At 59.7% G+C, this 5682-nt stretch carries 8 protein-coding genes; 3 read left to right on the forward strand and 5 right to left on the reverse strand.

What is annotated here, in order from left to right; all coding sequences use genetic code 11:
- From IP86_RS29035 to IP86_RS28620, 3 genes are all read left to right on the forward strand, one after another.
- The coding region (locus tag IP86_RS29035) for a hypothetical protein (protein WP_054162174.1) at window positions 1-819 on the forward strand (819 nt) is incomplete at its 5' end.
- A gap of 18 nt (window positions 820-837) precedes the next feature.
- Window positions 838-1125, forward strand: coding sequence for a TehB family protein (locus IP86_RS08950; protein ID WP_054162175.1), 288 nt, complete (start codon window positions 838-840; stop codon window positions 1123-1125).
- A gap of 64 nt (window positions 1126-1189) precedes the next feature.
- Window positions 1190-1642: a hypothetical protein gene (locus IP86_RS28620; protein ID WP_156332448.1), complete on the forward strand. Its 453-nt coding sequence runs from the start codon at window positions 1190-1192 to the stop codon at window positions 1640-1642.
- A 64-nt stretch (window positions 1643-1706) separates the two neighbouring features.
- Here the strand turns inward: IP86_RS28620 and IP86_RS08955 are convergent, their stop codons facing one another.
- The 5 genes from IP86_RS08955 to IP86_RS08975 all read right to left on the reverse strand — a co-directional run.
- Window positions 1707-2555, reverse strand: coding sequence for an HNH endonuclease (locus IP86_RS08955; RefSeq protein ID WP_054162176.1), 849 nt, complete (start codon window positions 2553-2555; stop codon window positions 1707-1709).
- 10 nt (window positions 2556-2565) lie between these two features.
- The gene (locus IP86_RS08960; RefSeq protein WP_054162177.1) at window positions 2566-2997 is read right to left on the reverse strand and encodes a type II toxin-antitoxin system VapC family toxin; all 432 of its coding nucleotides are present in this window, start codon (window positions 2995-2997) and stop codon (window positions 2566-2568) included.
- Window positions 2994-3632: a DUF433 domain-containing protein gene (locus IP86_RS08965; protein WP_054162180.1), complete on the reverse strand. Its 639-nt coding sequence runs from the start codon at window positions 3630-3632 to the stop codon at window positions 2994-2996. The genes IP86_RS08960 and IP86_RS08965 overlap by 4 nt, the downstream gene beginning before the upstream one ends.
- 181 nt (window positions 3633-3813) lie before the next feature.
- Window positions 3814-5301 (reverse strand): replicative DNA helicase, encoded by a 1488-nt coding sequence (locus IP86_RS08970; protein ID WP_054162178.1) that lies wholly within the window; start codon window positions 5299-5301, stop codon window positions 3814-3816.
- Between the two features lie 160 nt (window positions 5302-5461).
- Window positions 5462-5682, reverse strand: a 221-nt coding sequence (locus IP86_RS08975) for an ATP dependent DNA ligase (protein WP_210168169.1), incomplete at its 5' end; no start/stop codon positions are given.

Genomic DNA, 5682 nt, shown 5'->3' on the forward strand with positions numbered 1-5682 from the left:
GCGACGGTCTGGCGACGGTTGCAGGACACTGATCTCCAGATCTCGGAATGGCACGGCAACAGCGTCTACGCCTTCGCGCCGACAGGATCGGGCGCGGCTGACTATGTGCAGATTGCGCTCGGTCGTGAGACCGAATGGTGTGCGGGTCCAATCGTCAACCCATCACGTCGGCCTTGGGGCAAAGAGGAACTGCTCGATCCGTCATGGATCACGCACGACGAAATGTCAGACGACAAGGTGCTTGCTGGTCCGCTTTACAGGCTGAATCGCGCCAGCAGCGTCGTGTATGTCCGCACTTTTCTCGCGCGCTGCGCGCGTCTCGAACGCGACAAGCGGGAGGCGCGACGGCCGGAATTGGAGCGGAGCGCGTGGGTCAGCTCCGACGGCACGCGGACGCCGTTTCTCGACTTGCAGCCCAACTACTTCGATTTCACGCCGCGAGAGGTCCGCTTCTTTCAGGACTGGGAGCAGTCGAGCGCGCGGGCGAGCCGCGTTTACGAGCATTGGGCGCTCGACATCAGGGATTACGAACACAAGGATGAACGCGAGGTCGCGTTCATCCCCCGTCCACTGCGTCTGCCGGACGAGCGCCTGGAGGCGGGCGATTCATCCGTCCACATGCTCATGGATCGCATCGAGGCGATCGACCGGGAGATGGGCCTGCCGTTCGCGTGGTTTTTCCTGATGACGCATGGCAACAAAGTCTCTCCCGAAGTCGGCGAGACGATCGCGCAAGGCCTGCGCGAGGCGCGCGTGCGCCTGCCGGATCATGATGCGAAGGTGCTGCTGCGTTGGGCCGACGAGCGATATGGCTTCTAGCGTCGGGATCATGCTGCCATGAATGACCTTCCTGCAGACGTCGAAGCCTATAGCCGCTCTCCGGAGTTCGATCAGGACACCCTGCCGGCGGCGCTTCGGAAACAACACAGCACGAAGGCGGGGACATGGGCGTTGATCCACGTTCTCGAAGGCAAGCTGACCTATCGGATTTACGAGCCGCCGAGCGAGACAGTGCTCGAGCCGGGAAAGCCCGGCGTCGTCCGGCCGGAGCGATTGCACGACGTTGCGCCAGCGAGCACGCCGATGCGCATGTATGTCGAGTTCTACGCCGCGAGAAAAAGCTGATCGACGCCTGCGATGCCAACCTCGCATGCTACGATTCATCTGATTCGGCTTGTGGGCCTTAGCGATGGCGAGCGACCTCACCTTCTTCCAGACCGTGATCAACGACGTCGTCTTTCGGGGCGAATTGGGGAGCGCCGGCCCGCTGATCAGCGCCCGGCCTATCGGCAAGCCGCAACGTCATACGGCGCCACTCGGCTCGTCGGCCATTTTTTGTCATCAACGGCGAGCTAACCCCGAATCCGAAGACTGGTGGATTTGCGAAGGTGCGCCTCCATCAGAACGAATACTTCTTGCGGGCTTTTCACGAGGCGATTTGCAGCGTCTTTCGCGCCGTTTTGGTCTCCCTGTACGGCCAGAAGGGCCACCTCCATTCCCGCAGTTTCTGAAATCTGCGGCATTTGACGGATTGAAGTCGTGGGTTTCGTTTCATCCGAAGAAGGCGGCGAACTGGGCTCACTGCCATAGCGAGCTCGACTGGTATGCAGAGGTGCGTCGGCAGATGAGTCGCGCGGCATAACGATCCGACGTCCTACGCAATTGCCGTTTCCGCAGGAGCCGAATGCGTCAGCCACGATCAAGAGTCAGTCCAGCAACTTGAACCTTAGATCACAAATCAACTCTCGCAGCGTCTTTCCCCGCTCTTCAAGAAAGTCCTTGAGGGTGGACCAGCCGAGATCTTCGTCCGGCGCCGATATCTGTAACTGCGGCTCACCATCGACATCGATGCCGCCAAGATTGTTGCGGTCCAGCGTTTTTCCCAACTTGCCGATCCGGTAGTCAGAGAGCGGTCGGTTGTCGACGTGGATCGTCTTCAAGTCGTCCGGATGAACATTGATGCCGTATTCGGTGTCGCGACGCCCGCCCAACGCGATTCCTTTTTCGACGATTGCTCGAACCAGATCCCGGTCCGCGCTCGCCATGTGCCGAAGCCTGCCAATGTAATCTTGAACGTTCTCGATCGTATGAGCGTCGATCGTGTGGGATATTCGCTCCTTGTGCAGATATCGCTTGTAGGCCTTGAACGTTCGCGGGATGGAAAGATCGGCGGTTTCGGCCTCATCAACAATGTTGCCTACGTATCGTTGCCGCAATGTGTCACCGATCGCCGCGAAACGATCCTCTCGATCTCTCTTCCACTTCGTCAATACGGCAACCGTGTACTTATGCGGTTCGCGATCGACGAGCGTGTGGCAGGTGTTGCAGAGCAGAATGAGGTTTGCGGCGCTGCGGCGCTCTTCTTCGCTCAGCCTTTTGTCGTATCGTGGTCCGCCAGCGCTTTCCGCCTTAATATGGCAGACATCCGCAACCAGCGTTCCGTTCGCGTTGATGAGGACGGTCGTGCAACTCGGGTTGGCGCATAGATTTCCGGACAGCGCATAGAGCTGTCGGAGTATCGCTGTTGAGGGAGCCTTGCGGCTGGGTTTATTCATCGCCGCGGTGTCATGGTTCGATTTTGAGCGGCGGATCGCGGAATGGATTGAGCAACCGTATACTGCGAGTTTCGAAGTCCTTTATGTTGCGAGTGACGAGAACGAAACCGCGCACCTTCGCGGTCGCGGCGAGAGCGAGATCCCAACGATCTTTGTTCTTCGTCCCGAGCATACGGGTCCATTCAGCTACGACAGCGGCGTCAACAGGAATGATACGGTCGGCATAGGCTTTCTCGAGCGTGGCGATTGCGTTGAGCAATTCTGCGGCACGTTCCGGGTTGCGCCGCTTTAGCATCTCGGCGCCGCGACGCTTTTCGAACAGCGTCGCGGCGCTCAGTCGCAAGTCCGAATCGTCGATTGTCGCGAGCCACTTGCGAACGTTCTTGTTGCCTCGCGCACTGAACTCGCGAAGCACATTCTCGTCCAGCAGATACGCCGTCACGGAATCCGGCGGGGTGCAACCTCGTCCCCCTCCGCTTCTTCGCCGGATGCCGTGAGGTTAGCGAGCTCGGCGAGAGTGCGCTTGAGGCTTCGCGCAGGATACGGTCGACCGCGCTTCGGATAGGCCTTCGCATAGTCAATCGCAGCTTCGACCTGATCGCGGCTCAGCGATGGAAAATCCTCGACGATCTCCGCGACCGATTGTCCACGAGCAAGGGCTGCTACCATGTAGGCGGGGATTCGGGTGCCCTTAATAAGCGGCTCGCTGCGATCGGTCTGCGCCCCGACCCATTGGCGCAGCTCATGTAGACGTCGCAGCCGGCCCTTGAGGTCGGCATCGATCTTGTGCAGGTCGAGAACGACTTCTCCAAGTGCGACGTGGTGCGCATCGACCGACAGCCGCCGAATTGCGTGATAGAGCCTGCGCCGGCCCGCCGGCGTGAGGTCGCCTTCCAGCCGGTCGGCGACCAACAGAAACCGCATTTCCGCCGGGCCGAGAAGACGCTGAATGCTGCTTCCGACGCGCCGCTGGCGTGCCCGGATGACGCCGGTGTCGACGGCCTTGTTGAGGGCCGCTGTCGTCCGATTTAGCACGTAGCCAGCTTCGGTCAGTGTCAAGGCCTGGGCCGCTGACATTTGAAACTCCATCTCTAATCAATCCCCAATCTAGGGATGATTTAGGTGAGTTGCAAGACCATCTCGAGCGGCACAAAACGTCCCAGGCGTAGCCCCGTCTCTGACCTTCATTTGTGGCACGCCGAGCTGTCCGGCCAGGGTCAGCACTCCGCGAGGCGCTGGCATGGCGCCGTCGTCGCGCTTAGGGAGCGGGAAATGGAATCCTGTTCGCGTCGACAAGATCGGCAAAGCGCGTGAACTCGCCCTGAAACGACAGATTCACGGTGCCGGTCGGGCCATGTCGCTGCTTGCTGATGATGATTTCGGCCTTGCCCCGCGATGTCGCAAGCTCAACTTCCCATCTAATGTGAGCATCGGTGCCGGGCGTCGGCTCTCGATTCTTCAGATAATATTCTTCGCGATAGACAAAGAGTACGACGTCGGCGTCCTGTTCAATCGACCCGGACTCGCGGAGGTCAGATAGTTGCGGGCGCTTTTCTTCGCGGTTCTCGACGTTTCGTGACAATTGCGACAACGCGACAATCGGGACGTTAAGCTCTTTGGCGAGCGCCTTCAGGCCGGTTGTGATCTCCGTCACCTCCTGTACGCGGTTTTGCGCGGCGCGTTGCGTCATACCTTGCATGAGTTGAATGTAATCGACGACGATCAGATCGAGGCCACGCTGTCGCTTCAGACGTCGCGCGCGCGCAGCCACTTGGCCGATGGTAAGAGCGCCCGTCTGGTCGATAAAAAGCGGTATGCGTCGAATCTCCTGCCGTCGCTGGAGCAACGCATCGAAGTCGTTCTCTGATATCTCGCCGCGCCGGATGCTTGAAGACGAGATCTCCGACTGCTCTGCGATGACTCGCGTCGCGAGCTGCTCGGATGACATCTCGAGCGAGAAAAAGGCAACAGTCCCTCCGGAACGGACTTGTGGAGAGCCAGCGCTCGTAACAGGCGCCTCATAGGCTTTAGCGACGTTGTAGGCGATGTTCGTTGCGAGCGACGTCTTGCCCATGCCAGGCCGACCAGCAATGATGATCAGGTCCGAAGGCTGGAGCCCTCCCATCATTGCATCGAGGTCTTTAAGACCTGTCGGCAGGCCCGAGAGTTTCCCATCGCATTGATAGGCGAGAGCGGCGTTGTCGATCGCTTGCGTCAGGGCAGCATCAAATGTCTCGAATCCGCTGCCGAACCGACCCGTTTCTGCGACTTCGTAGAGACGCTGTTCCGCATGTTCGATCTGCTCGCGCGGCGCGGAGTCGACAGCCGAATTGAATGCGGCGTCGCGGATGTCGTCCGCGATGTTGATCAACTCGCGCCGGATCGCCAAGTCGTAGATGGAGCGACCATAATCCGCCGCGTTGATCACGGTCGTGGCTTCGGCCGCCACGCGCGCGAGATACTGCGAGAGTGACAGTCCGGCGATATCCAGGTCGGCCGGAAGAAAGGTTTTGACTGTGATAGGGCTCGCGATTTTGTTTGCTTCGATCAAGCTGACGATCACGTCGAAAATCGCACGATGCAGTGGCTCGAAGAAATGATCCGATTTCAGGAAGTCGGACACACGATAGAGCGCATCGTTGTTGATGAAAATCGCGCCCAACAGGGCCTGCTCGGCTTCGATGTTGTGCGGCATCGCCGGGAGCGACGTCCGCATCGCTTCAAGCTTGGCCGCTGCCTCTGCCATCGCTCACCTTACCCTCAGCACTCTCTTGCCTGGGATGTTCATGCGAGAATCGGTATCATCGGGAAAGCTTAGCGCTTTGACCCCAACGATCGCCAGACGGGACGTGATTAGGGCTGAGTGAAATCGGCTCTTGCAGAATGGCGCGAATCGCGCGTGCTGATCAGGTGTGAGGCGCCGCCCGTTTGACTTGCCGCGCCGGCTTGTCTTGTCGCTCGCCCTGGTAGGAAACCTGGCGCAACAGGCCATCTTCCGTCCATGTGAGATACGTCACCTCGACCACGAGTTCCGGCTTGACCCAATGGACGCGGGAGAGCTCCAGCGGCGTGCCGAAGCGGCTCTCACGCGGCGGCGGGAGATCGAGCGGCATGCGCGCTCTTTTCA

Source organism: Rhodopseudomonas sp. AAP120, from assembly GCF_001295845.1.
Lineage (GTDB): Bacteria > Pseudomonadota > Alphaproteobacteria > Rhizobiales > Xanthobacteraceae > Rhodopseudomonas.